Consider the following 14,024-nt stretch of genomic DNA (forward strand, 5'->3'; position numbering starts at 1 on the left):
AGGGGACGTCGAATCCGCGGCCCGGCTCGTCTCGTTCGGCATGCGCCCGAAGCAGCTGCCGTCGCGGGACGTCGTCTACGGCGATCTCGTCCGGCGCTACGGTGAGGACAGCGCGTTCAAGCAGCTCACGCACGCGGTCGCGGCCGGGCTCGGGCTGATGGTGCTGGAGGTCAACCTCCAGGCCGGTGCCGTGCTCGCGGCGACCGACGAGTCCGTCTTCGAGATCAAGATGGACAGCTACGCGCGGCAGAGCAAGATCCGCGAGCGCCGCGAGACCGAGAAGGTCCTGCACGGGCTCGTCCACCTGGCCACCGCCGCGCTCGGCTACCCGCGCCCCGACGACCTCGCCAACGACACCTACATCGGCCGCGTCAGCGTCGAGCAGGTGGACGCGATGGTGCGGGAGGCCTGCCGGATCCTCGACGAACGCGCGGCCGAGGCCGAGACGAACAACGATCCGCTGGCCGACGCGCCGGAGCTCGAACAGGCTTGGCGCGCCTACGCCCGGCGTCCCGCGGCGGCGGCGACCAAGGACGGCAGGCTGGCTTCGGACACCACCCGGGGCATGGTCGCACGGGCGCTGCGGTTCCTCGCGGATCAGGGTTTCCTGGTCCAGGTCAGCGGGGAACAGGGCGGGACCTACCGGACCACGCCGCGCTATCAGGTGCAGGTGCGCGAACTCGCCGCCGACGCGGCCTTCGACGATCTGCTCACGCTGAACGTGGTCTCGGTCGCCAACGGCGGCGGGACGCTGCGCGCGGCCGCGTCGGACACGCTCTAGAGGGGAAGAGATGTACGAGCTTTCGCGGGTTCGCCTGCATTCGGTGGGCCCGGCGGGCGCCCGCTACCAGGACGTCGTGCTGGACTTCAGCGGTGTCGGCGCGGCCATCACCGCGCCCAAGCAGGACGCGCTGTTCAGCGCCGGGATCCACCTGGCAGGCGAGGGGCCGCCGCGGCGCCCGTCCCCGGCGAGCGTGCTGTTCCTGGAGAACGGCGGCGGCAAATCCGTGCTGATCAAGCTGATCTTCTCGGTCATGCTGCCCGGCCGCCGCCAGGTCGTCGGCACGACGAACACCAAGGTGCTGGAGAAGTTCGTCGCCGCCAAGGACGTCTCGCACGTGGTGCTGGAGTGGCTGCAGGTCGAGACCGGCCACCGGGTGATCACCGGCAAGGTGTCGGAATGGCGCGGGCACGTGGTGTCGGCGGATTCGGAGAACCTGGTCGATTCCTGGTACTGCTTCCGCCCGACGCCCTCACTCGACCTGGACTCGCTGCCGCTGACGTCGGACGGCAGGCTGCTGACGATGTCGGGCTTCCACGACCAGCTCGACAAGGTGCACGGCGGGGAGCCGGAGCTGGAGCTGTTCTGGACCCGGCGCCACCACGAGTGGACGTCCCGGCTGGACGGCCTCGGCCTCGACACCGAGCTTTTCCGGTATCAGCGCGCGATGAACGCCGGGGAAGGCGAGGCCGCGGACGCCTTCGCGTTCAGCACCGACGAGGCGTTCGTCGAGTTCCTGCTGCGCGCGGTGCTGTCGGAGGACGAACCGAAGGATCTCGCCGAGGTCGTCGCGACCTACGCGCACAACCTCGCCCAGCGCGGGGATCTGTTGTCGGAGCGGGACTTCGTCGCGGGTGCGCTCGATCTGCTGACGCCGCTGGCGGAGGAGGAAGGCGTCGCCGCCGCGTCGCGGAAGCTCGCCGACGCCGCCCGCGCCGAGATGCGGACTCTCGCCGGTCAGGTCGCCGCTCGCGACAAGCTGGAGAACGAGCGGCTGAGTGGTCTCGAACAGCACGTCGACGAGGTGAAGTCGGCCGAGAAGCTGGCCGAGGGCGACCACCGCCGTCTCACCGCCGGGGTCACCGAACTCCGCCGCCTGGTCGGGAAACTGCGGCTCGACGAGGCGCAGGAGAGCAAGAAGCGGATCGACGGCGAACTCGCCGAGGCCAAGACCGCCGCCGAAGCCTGGCGTGAATGCGCCACCGTGCTCAACCACCTCAACGCCGCCCGGAAGGCCCGCGATTTCCGGGAACTGGTGGGGAATCGCGAGCAGAAGGCCCAGCCCGCGCTGCAGGCGCGCAACACCGCCGCGGCCGCGCTCGCCCGGGGGCTGCTGGCGCTGGCCAAGAACGCGACCGATCAGGCGTCGAAGGCCGAAGCCCACGCCGACGCTCTGCGTGCCGAAGCGGAGAAGGCCCAGGCGGAACGCGACGAATCGGCGAACCTCGCGGCCTCGCGCCGGGCGGAGGCTCGCGGGCTGGGCGCGCGGATCGCCGAAATCCGGGAGGAGATCGCGGAAACCGTCCGGTCCGGCGCGCTCAAGGCCGGGGCCGACGTCGCCGACGCGGCGCGCGCGGCCAGGACCGAGGCCGAGACGACCGCCGCGGAACTCGTCCGCCGCGAACAGGAACTCGAACGCGTCGCGGAGGATCTGCGCGCCGCGCAGGCGACCGTCAACGACGCGCACCGGCTCGCCGGGTCCACCAAGGACAGGCTGGAGCGCGCCGCCGAAGAGCTGGACCGCGCCAACCGGCGCACCGACGCGCTCGCCGTCGAACCCCGGCTGGCCGAACTCCTCGGCACGGACGATGTCGCGCTGGAGACGGACCTGCCGGTACTCCTGGAACGTCTTCGCGAGGCGGGGGCGACCGCGGAGAAGGAACAGACGGCGTTGCGGATGGAGGAGTCCGTCGACGAGCGAGCGCTGAACGCGCTCGGCTCCGGTGGTCTCCTGCCCGCCACCGAAGAGGTCCAAGCCGCGTTGGACGCGCTGGAAGCCGCCGGGATGAACGCGTGGTCCGGCTGGCGCTATTTGTCCACTTTGGACAAGAAGCGGCGGGCGGCCGTGCTGGCCCGCGCGCCCCAGCTGGTCTCGGGGATCCTCCTCAACGAGCCGGATCAGGTCCGGCTCGCCGAGAAGGTGTTGTCGGAGCGGCGCTTGCTGCCCACCACGATCATCCCGGTCGCCACGACCGAAGCCACCACGACCGACCGCCTGCCGGGCGAGTCGGGTATCGAATTCCTCGTTCCGCCCAACCCGGCGATGTACGACGAGGAAGCCGCCGACGCCGAGCGCGAGGCCATCGCGCTCAGGCACGCGGAACGGCAGCGTCGCCTCGAAGCGCTGACGACTTCGCTGGCCGACGACAGCGCGCTGTCGTGGAAACTCAAGACCTGGCGCGAGGACTACCCGCCCGGCAGCATCGCGACGCTGGCCGAACAGCTGCAGAACGCGCGTACCGCCCATGAGACCGCGCAGACCGCGTTGGACCAGGCGGAGAAGGAATTCCAGCGCCTCGGCGAAAAAGCGGCCGGGCTGCGGGAGCGGATTCCCGAACTGCGCACGGCTTCGGCCGAGGCGGGGGAGCGGGCTCGCGGGCTGGAGGCGCTCGCCACCCGGGCCGCGAAGATTCCCGAATGGACGGACGACGTCGAACGCGCGACCGAGACCGCCGAGCGGGCCGAGGCGACGGCGTCGGAAGCCGCGGTGAAGGCCTCCCGGCTGCGCGAGCAGGCCGGTGAGGAACAGCGCACCGCCGACGGGCACCGGCGGACGGCGACGACGGCGAAGTCGGAGCTGGCCGAAGTCCCGGGTTCGAGCGACGTCACCGAGGACGACCCCACGCCCGCCGAACCGGTGGACGCGTTGCGGCGGACCTTCGCGTCGGCGTCCGAGGCGTACTCGAAGGTCGAGGTCGGCAGCGATCTGCGGGCCGAACTCGAGCAGGCGGAAAGCGTCGAGGCGTCCGCGCGGGCGGCCGTCGAAGCACTGGACGACGCGGTCCGCGAGCGGGCCTTGACGTTGTTGGAGACGCCGGACGGGTCCGACGCTTCGGCGCGCGCGGCCGCGCAGGCGCGGGCGAACCGGGCCGTCGCGGTGCTGGAGGAGGAACGCACCGAGATCGTCGGGCTCGTCGCGACCCGCAAGGCGGAACTCAGCCAGCTTCCGGAACAGCCGTCCGCGCTCGCCCTCGACGCCAGGCCGAAGGACATCGAGCACGGCCTGGAGCTGATCGACGAAGCGAGTCTCGAAGTGTCGGCGGCGGCCCGGAAATGGGAGGAACTGCAGGAGCGCCGCGCCGCGGCCGAAGCGACGCTGGAGTCCGCGAAGACGTCCGCCTCCGGATTCGGCCTGCTGGCCGAGTCCATGGCGCATCTGCTGTCCAAAGAGGACGACGCGGTGGCCTTCGACGGCGATGTCGAATCCGCGCGCGCCAAGCATTCCCGGCTCAACACCGCGCTCACCGAGGCGCAGGACGCGGCCGACGCCGGTGACCGCCGGGTGCGGGCCGCGGCCGACCAGCTGGCGCAGTACGCCACCGACAAACGCTTCGAGAAGCTCAGCACCCCGGTGCGGCAGCAGGTGATCTCGGTCCGCCGCGACCAGCTTCCCGCGCACGCCGCCGAATGGGCCGAGGCGCTGCGCCCGCGGCTGCGCACGCTCACCGACGATCTCGCGCAGATCGACCGGCACCGCGGCGGCATCATCACCCGCCTGCAGGGCATGGTCGACGGCGCCCTGCGCACTCTCCGCGCGGCACAACGGGTTTCGCGGCTGCCGGACGGTCTCGGCGACTGGTCTGGCCAGGAGTTCCTGCGGATCCGCTTCACCGAACTCGAAGAGAACGTGCTCGCCGAGAAACTGGGCGAGGTCGTCGACGAGGCCGCGGTGGGGAAGACCTCCGACGGCCGGGACGTCAAACGGGACGGGCTTTCGCTCGTGCTGCGCGGCGTACAGGCCGCCGCTCCCAAGGGTTTCCGCGTCGACATGCTGAAACCGGACTCCGTGCTGCGGACCGAACGCCAGCGCGTTTCGGAGATCCGCGACGTGTTCTCCGGCGGCCAGCAGCTGACCGCCGCGATCATCCTGTACTGCACGCTCGCCGCGCTCCGCGCCAACAACCGCGGAAAGGCGCGCAACCGGCACTCCGGCGTGCTGTTCCTCGACAACCCGATCGGCCGCGCGTCGGCCGGGTACCTGCTGGAACTGCAGCGGGCGGTGGCCGAGGCGCTGGGGGTCCAGCTGATCTACACGACCGGTCTGTTCGACGCGGGCGCGCTGAGCGAGTTCCCGCTCATCGTGCGGCTGCGCAACGACGCGGACCTGCGGGCCGGGCGCAAATACCTGTCCGTCGACGCGACGATCCGGAACGCGACCGACGAACTCGGGGAGCCGGACGGCGTCGCGCGGCTTTCGGCGACGCGGCTGTTCACGCGGCCCTCGGACGAACCGGAGCCGGAGGAGGAGACGGCATAGGGGGTGTGGCACGCCGTGGCACCTCGGGGCGCAAAGTGCTAAAGTGCGGTATGAGCGTTCAGCACGAGATCTCACAGCGCGATCTCCGGAACCGGTCGGGCGAGATCATGGACGCGGTCGAGCACGGTGAAACCTTCACCGTGACCCGTAGCGGTTCGCCCATCGCCCAGCTGGTTCCGTTGTGTCGACGGCACGCCGTTTCCCGTGACCAGTTCGCCACTGGCTCGGCCAACGCTCCGCTCATCGACCCGGACAGGTTCCGCGCGGACCTCGACGAGGCCTTGGCCGGGGAAGCGGACGACCCCTATGGCCGCTGAGGTCCACGGGCTGCTCGACACGAACATCCTCATCCTGCGCCGGGCGATCGACCACGCCCAGCTGCCGGATCTGATGTCGATCAGCACGATCACGCTCGCCGAACTGTCGGCGGGCCCCCACTATGCCGACGACCCCGCCGAACGGGCCCGGCGCACGGATCTGTTGCAGCGAGTGGAATCCGAGTTCGACCCACTGCCTTTCGGTACCGAGGCGGCGCGGATCTTCGGCCGGGTTTCGGCTTCCGTGCTCGCGATGGGCAGGACGCCACGGCGGCGCGTGGCCGACCTGATGATCGCCAGTGTGGCCATCGCGCACCGGATGCCGCTGTACACCACCGACCCGCAGGATTTCGAAGGCCTGAAAGAACTTCTCGACGTCGTCCCGGTCACCCGGCCGATACGGACCTGAGAGGGCGTGGGGGTCGTGAGTGGTGAGTGTCGTTCTAACGACACTCACCACTCACGACCCCCACGACCAGGGCGTCAAGGGACACCGAGCTTTTCGCGGGACCGGCCGCGGATCGAGCTGCGGTACTGCCCCGGGGCCTGACGGCGGGCGCGCCGGAAGGCCCGGCTGAACGCGTAAACCGACGTGTAGCCGACCGAACGGGCGATGGTGTCCACCGTGTCGTCGGTGTCGCGGAGCCGGACCGCGGCCAGATCCATCCGCCACCGGGTGAGGTAGTCGCCGGGAGTCCGGCCGGTGGTTTCGCGGAAGCGGCGGGTCAAGGTGCTGCGTGAGGTCGCCAGTTCCGCCGCGAGCAGCTCCGTCGTCCACGGTCTCGCCGGTGCCTCGTGGATCTTGGCCAGCGCCACGCTGATCACCGGGTCGCCGAGGACGCCGAGCCAGGTTCCCCGCGTCTCGTCCGGTTTCTCGGTCCGCCACGCGCGGAGCAACTGGACCAGGAGGATGTCGACGAGCCGGTTGAGGACGAATTCGGTGGCGATCTGGGGCGAGGCGAGTTCCCGCGACAGCAGCCTGACGGTGTCGTCCAGTCCGCCACCGACGTGGTTCGCGCGGATGTGCACCAGCTCCGGCAGGGTGGCCAGCACCTGGGTGGACACCGCCGGGTCGTAGTCGTAGGACGCGCCGAGGACATGGGTCTCCACCTCCCCGGCACCGAGGCGCAGCACCCCGCCGCACCTGCGCGCCTTCTCCGCCGCGGTGCACACGTTGGGAATGATCGCGACGTCCGGTGCGCTGCGCAGCGTGTGCTCCGGCCCGTTCGGCAGCAGGACGACGTCGCCGGGCATGAGTTGCCGCGGCGGGTGGCCCGGCAGGTCCAGCCAGGCCGTCCCGCAGGTGACGGCGTAGAAGGCGGCGCCGGCGATGCCGTGCCAGAGGACGCCCCACGGCCCGGACGCCTCGATCCGCGCTCCGGCGGTACCCCGGACACCGCCCAAGGCGAGGGTTTCGGCCAACAGGTCCATATTGTCGAGGATAGTGCGACAAACGGCTATGCCCTTGGCGATTTCAGGCATCGAAACGGTCAAGAGACACCTCATACGATCGAGGTCATGGCAGACACGATCGACTTCGATTTCGACGAACTCAACCGTGGCGTGATCGCCGAGTTCCGGGAGAAGGGCGGCAAGGCGGGCGGCATGTTCGAGGGCGTCCCGCTCGTCCTCGTCCACCACACCGGCGCGAAGTCCGGAACCCAGCGGATCGCGCCGCTGGCCGCGTATGTGGAGAACGACCGGATCTACATCTTCGCCAGCAAGGGCGGCGCCGACGAGAACCCGGCGTGGTACCACAACCTGGTGGCCAACCCGGAGACCAAGGCCGAGTTCGGCACCGAGACCTTCTCGGTGCGCGCACGGGTGCTCACCGGCTCCGAACGTGAGGACATCTACGCCAAGCAGTCCGCCGTCCTGCCCCAGTTCGCCGAGTACCAGCGCAAGACCAGCCGGGTCATCCCGGTGATCGAACTGGAGCGGATCTAGGAGCTTCAGCCGTTCCGACCCGGGTTTGTCGGGGGCCGGTGGTAGAACCGATCCGTGCTCCCCAAGATCGGCCTCCAGCAGCGCCGCGCCCGGCTCGCCGTGCGCCATCGCCTCGCCACGCCCGCTCCGTCCGTGCTCGCCGCGGCGGACGCGGTCGTGGCGCTGCACGCCACGGACCCGGCGACGGTCCACCTCTCGGCGTGGGCGCGCGTCAAGGGTGATGGCGTCGCGGAACTGGAGAACGCGCTCTATGAGGAGCGCACGCTGGTGCGCATGCTCGGCATGCGCCGCACGGTCTTCGTCCTCGGGCACGAGAACGCGGCCCTCGTCCAGGCCGCGTGTTCGGCCGACATCGCCAAGAAGCAGCGGCGCCTGCTCGAACAGCACCTCGGCACGCAGGGGCATCCGGAGAACGTCCCCGATCCGGAACGCTGGCTGGCCGAGGTCGAGGACGCGACCGAGCGCGCGTTGAAGGCCCGAGGTTCCGCCACGGCGCAACAGCTGGCCGAGGACGAGCCGCGCCTGAGGCAGCAGCTCATGATGGCCAGGGGAAAGCCGTACGAGGCGATCGCCAACGTCACCAGCCGGGTCCTGTTCCAGCTCGCGGTCGACGGCCGCATCGTGCGCGGGCGCCCGCGCGGCAGCTGGATCAGCAGCCAGTACTACTGGGCCACGATGGCGGACTGGCTTCCGCGGGGCATGGCCGCGTGGGACGCCGACGCGGCCAGGGCCGAACTCGCCCGGAGGTGGCTCTACGCCTACGGCCCCGCCCCGATCGCGGATCTGCGCTGGTGGACGGGCTGGACGGCGGGGCAGACCAAGAAGGCGCTCGCGGCCGTTCAGCCGATCGAGGTCGACCTCGACGGCGTCCCCGGCGTGGTGCTCGCCGACGATCTGGAACCGGTCGCGGAGCCGGAGCCCTGGGTCTCGCTGCTGCCGTCCCTCGATCCGACGTCGATGGGCTGGATCGAGCGGGACTGGTATCTCGGCCCGCACCGGGCGCCGCTGTTCGACGGCACCGGCAACATCGGCCCCACCGTCTGGGCCGACGGCCGCATCGTCGGCGGCTGGGCGCAGCGTCCCGGCGGTGAAGTCGTCCACCACTTCCTGGAGGACGTCGGCGCGGAGGTCGAACGGGCCGTCGAGGCGGAGGCGAACCACCTGGCCGAGTGGTTGGGAGAGGTGCGAGTCACGCCACGGATGCGCACGCCGCTGGAGCGACGGCTAGCACAACAAAGCTGAGAGTTTCCCGCAGAGTTCCTGGTGGCGATGGTCTTAATCGATTCTTGACCTGACCCACCGAGTGGTGGAAGTCTCGTCAGGGCAAAGAGGGCCGCCCGAGCGCGCACGCTAGGGTTGCGCCCGAGTAACGGACGTCTTTCCGGGGCGATCCCGGACGAGTCTCAAGGGAGTGGCAGCAGTGACGGTTCGCGTAGGTGTCAACGGCTTCGGCCGCATCGGCCGCAACTTCTTCCGGGCCGTGCAGGCCGCCGGTCACGACATCGAGGTGGTCGCGTTCAACGACCTCGGCGACGTCGCCACGATGGCCCACCTGCTCAAGTACGACTCCATCCTCGGCCGTTTCCCGGGCGAGGTCAGCGTCAGCGACGAGGGCATCGTCGTCGACGGCAAGACCATCAAGGCCCTCGCCGAGCGCGACCCGGCCAACCTGCCCTGGGGCGACCTGGGCGTGGACGTCGTCGTCGAGTCGACGGGCTTCTTCACCAGCGGTGACGCCGCCAAGGCGCACATCGCCGGTGGCGCCAAGAAGGTCATCATCTCCGCGCCCGCCAAGGGCGAGGACCTGACCGTGGTGCTGGGCGTCAACGACGACAAGTACGACGGCTCGCAGACCATCATCTCGAACGCCTCCTGCACCACCAACTGCCTCGGCCCGCTGGCCAAGGTCCTCAACGACGCGTTCGGCATCGAGCAGGGCCTGATGACCACGATCCACGCGTACACGCAGGACCAGAACCTGCAGGACGCCCCGCACAAGGACCTGCGCCGTGCCCGTGCCGCCGCGCTGAGCATGGTCCCGACCTCGACCGGTGCCGCCAAGGCCATCGGCCTGGTCCTGCCGGAGCTCAACGGCAAGCTCGACGGCTTCGCGGTCCGCGTCCCGGTCCCGACCGGTTCGGCCACCGACCTCACCGTCACGCTGACCAAGAGCGCGACGCTCGAGGAGATCAACGCCGCGTACAAGGCCGCCGCCGAGGGCCCCCTGGCCGGCATCCTGCGCTACAGCGAGGACCCGATCGTTTCGGCCGACATCGTCACCGACCCGGCGTCCTGCATCTACGACGCGCCGCTGACCAAGGTCATCGGCAACCAGGTCAAGGTCATCGGCTGGTACGACAACGAGTGGGGCTACTCCAACCGCCTCGCCGACCTCGTCAAGCTCGTCGGCAACAAGCTTTCCTGACCCATGGCGCTGAAGAACCTCGAAGACCTGCTGAGCGAGGACGTCTCGGGCCGGTACGTACTCGTACGTTCCGACCTGAACGTCCCGCTCGACGGGGAAACCATCACCGACGACGGCCGCGTCCGCGCGGCCCTGCCGACCCTCAAGCGCCTCGCCGAGGCGGGCGCGAAGGTGGTCGTCACGGCGCACCTCGGCCGTCCCAAGGGCGAGCCGGACCCGAAGTTCTCGCTCGCGCCCGTCGCCGCGAAGCTCACCGAGCTGCTCGGCGTCGACGTCCCGCTGGCCGGTGACCTGGTCGGCGAGTCCGCCAAGGCCACCGTCGCCGGTCTGACCGACGGCCAGGTGGCCCTGCTGGAGAACGTGCGCTTCGACGCGCGCGAGACCAGCAAGGTCGAGGCGGAGCGCCAGGAACTGGCCGCCGAGCTGGCCGCGCTGGTCCCCGGCGGCGCGTTCGTCTCCGACGGCTTCGGTGTCGTGCACCGCAAGCAGGCCTCGGTCTACGAGATCGCACGGGCGCTGCCGGCCTACGCCGGCGGTCTGGTGCTGGCCGAGGTCGACGTCCTCAAGAAGCTCACCGAGGACCTCGCGCGGCCGTACGTCGTCGTGCTCGGCGGCGCGAAGGTGTCGGACAAGCTGGGCGTGATCGCCAACCTGCTGACCAAGGTCGACAGGCTGCTCATCGGCGGCGGCATGGCGTACACCTTCCTCAAGGCCCAGGGCCACGAGGTCGGGAACTCCCTGCTGCAGGAGGACCAGCTGGAGCAGGTCCGCGGTTTCCTCGCCGAGGCGGAGAAACGTGGCGTCGAGCTGATCCTGCCGGTGGACGTCCTCGCCGCGAAGGGCTTCGCGGCCGACGCGGAGTTCGACGTCGTCGACGCGAAGGCCATCCCGGCCGACCGCATGGGTCTCGACATCGGCCCCAAGTCGCGCGAGCTGTTCGCGGGCAAGCTGGCCGACGCGGCGACAGTGTTCTGGAACGGCCCGATGGGCGTGTTCGAGTTCGAGTCCTTCGCCGGCGGCACCCGTGCCGTGGCCGAAGCACTGGTCGAGAGCGACGCCTTCACCGTGGTCGGCGGTGGCGACTCCGCCGCGGCCGTGCGGCAGCTGGGCCTGCCCGAGGACGGTTTCTCGCACATCTCGACCGGCGGCGGCGCGTCGCTGGAGTACCTGGAGGGCAAGGAACTGCCCGGAGTCGCTGTGCTGGGAGAGAACGACTAGTGGCGCGCAAACCGCTCATCGCCGGCAACTGGAAGATGAACCAGAACCACCTCGAAGCCATCGCGCTGGTTCAGAAGATCGCCTTCGCCCTGCCGGAGAAGTACTACGCGAAGGTCGACGTCGCGGTCCTGCCGCCGTTCACCGACATCCGCAGCGTCCAGACGCTGACCGACGGCGACAAGCTGTCGCTCACCTACGGCGCCCAGGACCTGTCGCCGCACGACTCCGGTGCCTACACCGGTGACGTGTCGGGCCCGATGCTGGCGAAGCTGGGCTGCAGCTTCGTCACCGTGGGGCACTCGGAGCGGCGCGAGTACCACGGCGAGACCGACGAACTGGTCAACAAGAAGGTCAAGGCGGCGCTCAAGCACGGCATCAAGCCGATCCTGTGCGTGGGGGAGAAGCTCGAGGTCCGTGAGGCGGGCGAGCACATCGCCCACACCACGACCCAGCTGGTCGAGGGCCTGAAGGGGCTCAAGGCGGAGCAGGTCAAGGATGTCGTCGTCGCCTATGAGCCGGTCTGGGCGATCGGGACCGGCAAGGTCGCGACGCCGTCGGACGCCGAGGAGGTGTGCGGAGCCATCCGCGCCACCCTCGCCGAGAAGTACGGTGCCGAGGTCGCGTCCTCGGTGCGCGTGCTCTACGGCGGCTCGGCGAAGGCCAACAACATCAGTGACCTCGTCGCCTGCGAGAACATCGATGGTGCCCTCGTCGGTGGTGCCAGCCTGGATGGTGAGGAGTTCACCAAACTCTGCGCACTCGCCGCGGGCGGGCCCCTGCCCTGATCGGGGCACCAACCGGGTAACCTGTGTATCCGGTCCGTCACACAGCAGTGGACGAGTCCAGGAGTACGGTGTGTTCTGGTGGTCAAGAGCCACCCGCGGCACACCGTTTTCCTGCATTCTCCAAGAGCGCAGAGGATGACATGAAGCTGTTCCTGCAAATCCTGTTGATCGCCTCCAGCTTTTTCCTGATTGTGGCCGTGTTGCTGCACCGGGGCCGGGGTGGCGGTCTGTCTTCGCTGTTCGGTGGCGGTATGCAGTCGAGCCTTTCGGGTTCGAGCGTGGCCGAGAAGAACCTCGACCGGATCACGCTGCTTCTTGGCGCGGTGTGGCTGATCAGCATCATCGGCCTCGGGCTCCTGCTCAAGGTCTGATCGATCCAGGTGTTTCGGCGTGCCTATGGGGGGCGCGCCGCCGATCCCTATAGGTGTGAGGATTCATGGTTGGCGGTAACGCGATTCGGGGCACCCGTGTGGGTGCCGGTCCTTCGGGCGAATCGGAACGGGGTGAGTCGGCGCCGCGGCGCCGCATTTCCTACTGGTGTGCCAACGGGCACGAGGCGCAGCCCTCGTTCTCGATGGACGCCGAGATTCCCGACGAGTGGGATTGCCCGCGCTGCGGGCTCCCCGGTGGGCAGGACGAGCAGAATCCGCCTGCCGCGCCGCGGACCGAGCCTTACAAGACCCACCTGGCTTACGTGAAGGAACGGCGTTCCGACGCCGACGGCGAGGCCATCCTCGCCGAGGCGCTGGAGCGGTTGCGCCAGCGCCGCGAGATCTAGGGCGCCCTAGCCGCTCACCGGTCGAGCGGGTACCGGGCACGCACCCGGAACCCGCCGTCCTCGGTGTCGGCGGTCTCGAAGCTCCCACCCAGCAGTCGAGCGCGTTCGGCCAGCCCGGTCAGCCCGTGCCCTCCCGAGGGCAGGGCCGCACCGGGTGTCCGGGCGCGCTCATTGCGTATCTCGACCTTGAGCGAGCCGTGCTCACCCTGGATCCGGATGGTCGCGGTGGCGCCCGGTGCGTGCTTGTGCACGTTGGTCAGGCATTCCTGCACGGTCCGGTAGGCGGCGGCGGAAACCTGGCTGGGCAGCAGTTCGGGGATCCGCTCGACGGTGAGGTGCACCGGGACGTCCGAGCCCCGGATCAGCCGGTCGAGTTCGTTGATCCCCGGCCGCGGCCCGTCGTCCTCGGAACCCGAGCGCAGCACGCTCACGAGTGAACGCAGTTCCTCCAGCGTCTTGGTGCTCAGTTTGCGGATGACCTGCGCGGTTTCGAGCGAACGGGGGTCGGTGGTCTGCGCCTGCAGCGCGCCCGCCTGCATGGCGATGAGCGTGATCTGGTGCGAAACGACGTCGTGCATCTCCCGCGCCAGCCTGGCGCGCTCTTCCGCCCGGACGGCGTCGGCGTGGAAGCGGCGCTCACGGTCGCGGCTGGCGGCGAGCTCGGAGAGCTTCTGCGAGATCTCGGTCCGCGCCCCGACGAGCAGGCCGATGGCCACCGGCATCCCGGCGACGATGACGCCGTAGATCCCGTCCAGGACGTGTTCACGCCAGCTGAGTTCGACGAAATCCGGCAACGGCCACTGGACGAACCGGCAGGTGAAGATGAGCGCGAACCCGGTCCAGGTCTGCCAGTGCATCTGTTTGCGGGTGGCGAGGAAGCCGAGCGCGATCATCGCGGCCAGCTGGGACCAGCCGGCGAGGAAGCCGGGGACGGTGGCGATCACCGCGAGGAACGGCAGCTTGCGGCGGAAGGCCAGGCCGAGGCACGCGGCGCCGGAGAGGTAGATGGAGTACGGCTGGGCCTTCTCGGGGATCACCAGCCAGACGTCGAGCGCGGCCAGGAAGATCGCGAGTGTGTCGACGCCCAGCGCGACCAGCGCCGGACGTTTGATCTTGGCGAACGACATGACCCCGGCGGCACGGCGCATCCGGTCGGCGGCATCCTGCCCGGAGCCGCCCACCGAGATACCTGGCATCGAGAGACCCTCTGTGCTCATCGCTGGCGACCTCACTCGTCTTGTGGACTTGGATGGTGAGACGTGTTCTTCGCCCGATCGGGACGCGCAGGAACGAACA

13 protein-coding genes are annotated in these 14,024 nt (G+C 69.7%); 11 read left to right on the plus strand and 2 right to left on the minus strand.

The features are described 5' to 3' along the window. Positions 1-40: 40 nt before the first annotated feature. From SD37_RS14925 to SD37_RS14940, 4 genes are read left to right on the plus strand one after another with little or no spacing between them, the layout of a single operon-like run. Positions 41-781 carry a hypothetical protein gene (locus tag SD37_RS14925; RefSeq protein WP_044850533.1) on the plus strand — a complete coding sequence of 247 codons (741 nt, stop codon included), beginning with the start codon at positions 41-43 and terminating at the stop codon, positions 779-781. Between the two features lie 10 nt (positions 782-791). Further along, positions 792-5,258, plus strand: a complete 4,467-nt coding sequence (locus tag SD37_RS14930) for a coiled-coil domain-containing protein (protein ID WP_044850368.1) — start codon at positions 792-794, stop codon at positions 5,256-5,258. A gap of 50 nt (positions 5,259-5,308) precedes the next feature. Continuing rightward, positions 5,309-5,575, plus strand: coding sequence for a type II toxin-antitoxin system Phd/YefM family antitoxin (locus tag SD37_RS14935; protein WP_044850367.1), 267 nt, complete (start codon positions 5,309-5,311; stop codon positions 5,573-5,575). After that, positions 5,565-5,984 carry a type II toxin-antitoxin system VapC family toxin gene (locus tag SD37_RS14940; RefSeq protein WP_044850366.1) on the plus strand — a complete coding sequence of 140 codons (420 nt, stop codon included), beginning with the start codon at positions 5,565-5,567 and terminating at the stop codon, positions 5,982-5,984. The genes SD37_RS14935 and SD37_RS14940 overlap by 11 nt, the downstream gene beginning before the upstream one ends. 74 nt (positions 5,985-6,058) lie before the next feature. Here the strand turns inward: SD37_RS14940 and SD37_RS14945 are convergent, their stop codons facing one another. Further along, a complete protein-coding gene (locus SD37_RS14945) occupies positions 6,059-7,006 on the minus strand; it encodes an AraC family transcriptional regulator (RefSeq protein WP_044850365.1) in 948 nt (315 codons plus the stop codon). 87 nt (positions 7,007-7,093) lie between these two features. Here SD37_RS14945 and SD37_RS14950 point away from each other — a divergent pair, with 87 nt between their 5' ends. The 7 genes from SD37_RS14950 (at position 7,094) to SD37_RS14980 (ending at position 12,728) form a co-directional block, all read left to right on the plus strand. Further along, positions 7,094-7,522, plus strand: coding sequence for a nitroreductase/quinone reductase family protein (locus SD37_RS14950; RefSeq protein ID WP_044850364.1), 429 nt, complete (start codon positions 7,094-7,096; stop codon positions 7,520-7,522). Positions 7,523-7,576: 54 nt separating this feature from the next. Next, on the plus strand, positions 7,577-8,764 hold the full coding sequence (locus SD37_RS14955; protein ID WP_044850363.1) for a winged helix DNA-binding domain-containing protein: 1,188 nt from the start codon (positions 7,577-7,579) through the stop codon (positions 8,762-8,764). A gap of 178 nt (positions 8,765-8,942) precedes the next feature. Next, positions 8,943-9,947 carry a type I glyceraldehyde-3-phosphate dehydrogenase gene (gene gap, locus SD37_RS14960; RefSeq protein ID WP_044850362.1) on the plus strand — a complete coding sequence of 335 codons (1,005 nt, stop codon included), beginning with the start codon at positions 8,943-8,945 and terminating at the stop codon, positions 9,945-9,947. A 9-nt stretch (positions 9,948-9,956) separates the two neighbouring features. After that, a complete protein-coding gene (locus tag SD37_RS14965; RefSeq protein ID WP_269466164.1) occupies positions 9,957-11,165 on the plus strand; it encodes a phosphoglycerate kinase in 1,209 nt (402 codons plus the stop codon). Further along, the gene (gene tpiA / locus SD37_RS14970; RefSeq protein ID WP_044850360.1) at positions 11,165-11,950 is read left to right on the plus strand and encodes a triose-phosphate isomerase; all 786 of its coding nucleotides are present in this window, start codon (positions 11,165-11,167) and stop codon (positions 11,948-11,950) included. Before SD37_RS14965 ends, tpiA begins: the two co-directional genes overlap by 1 nt. A gap of 140 nt (positions 11,951-12,090) precedes the next feature. Then, entirely contained in the window at positions 12,091-12,321 is a 231-nt protein-coding gene (secG, locus tag SD37_RS14975; RefSeq protein WP_037320935.1) for a preprotein translocase subunit SecG, read from the plus strand. A gap of 65 nt (positions 12,322-12,386) precedes the next feature. After that, positions 12,387-12,728, plus strand: a complete 342-nt coding sequence (locus tag SD37_RS14980) for an RNA polymerase-binding protein RbpA (protein ID WP_037320937.1) — start codon at positions 12,387-12,389, stop codon at positions 12,726-12,728. A gap of 14 nt (positions 12,729-12,742) precedes the next feature. Here SD37_RS14980 and SD37_RS14985 read toward each other — a convergent pair whose 3' ends face one another. Then, a complete protein-coding gene (locus SD37_RS14985; protein WP_167369639.1) occupies positions 12,743-13,945 on the minus strand; it encodes a sensor histidine kinase in 1,203 nt (400 codons plus the stop codon). Positions 13,946-14,024 lie beyond the last annotated feature (79 nt).

Source organism: Amycolatopsis orientalis, assembly GCF_000943515.2.
Taxonomy (GTDB): Bacteria; Actinomycetota; Actinomycetes; order Mycobacteriales; family Pseudonocardiaceae; genus Amycolatopsis; species Amycolatopsis orientalis.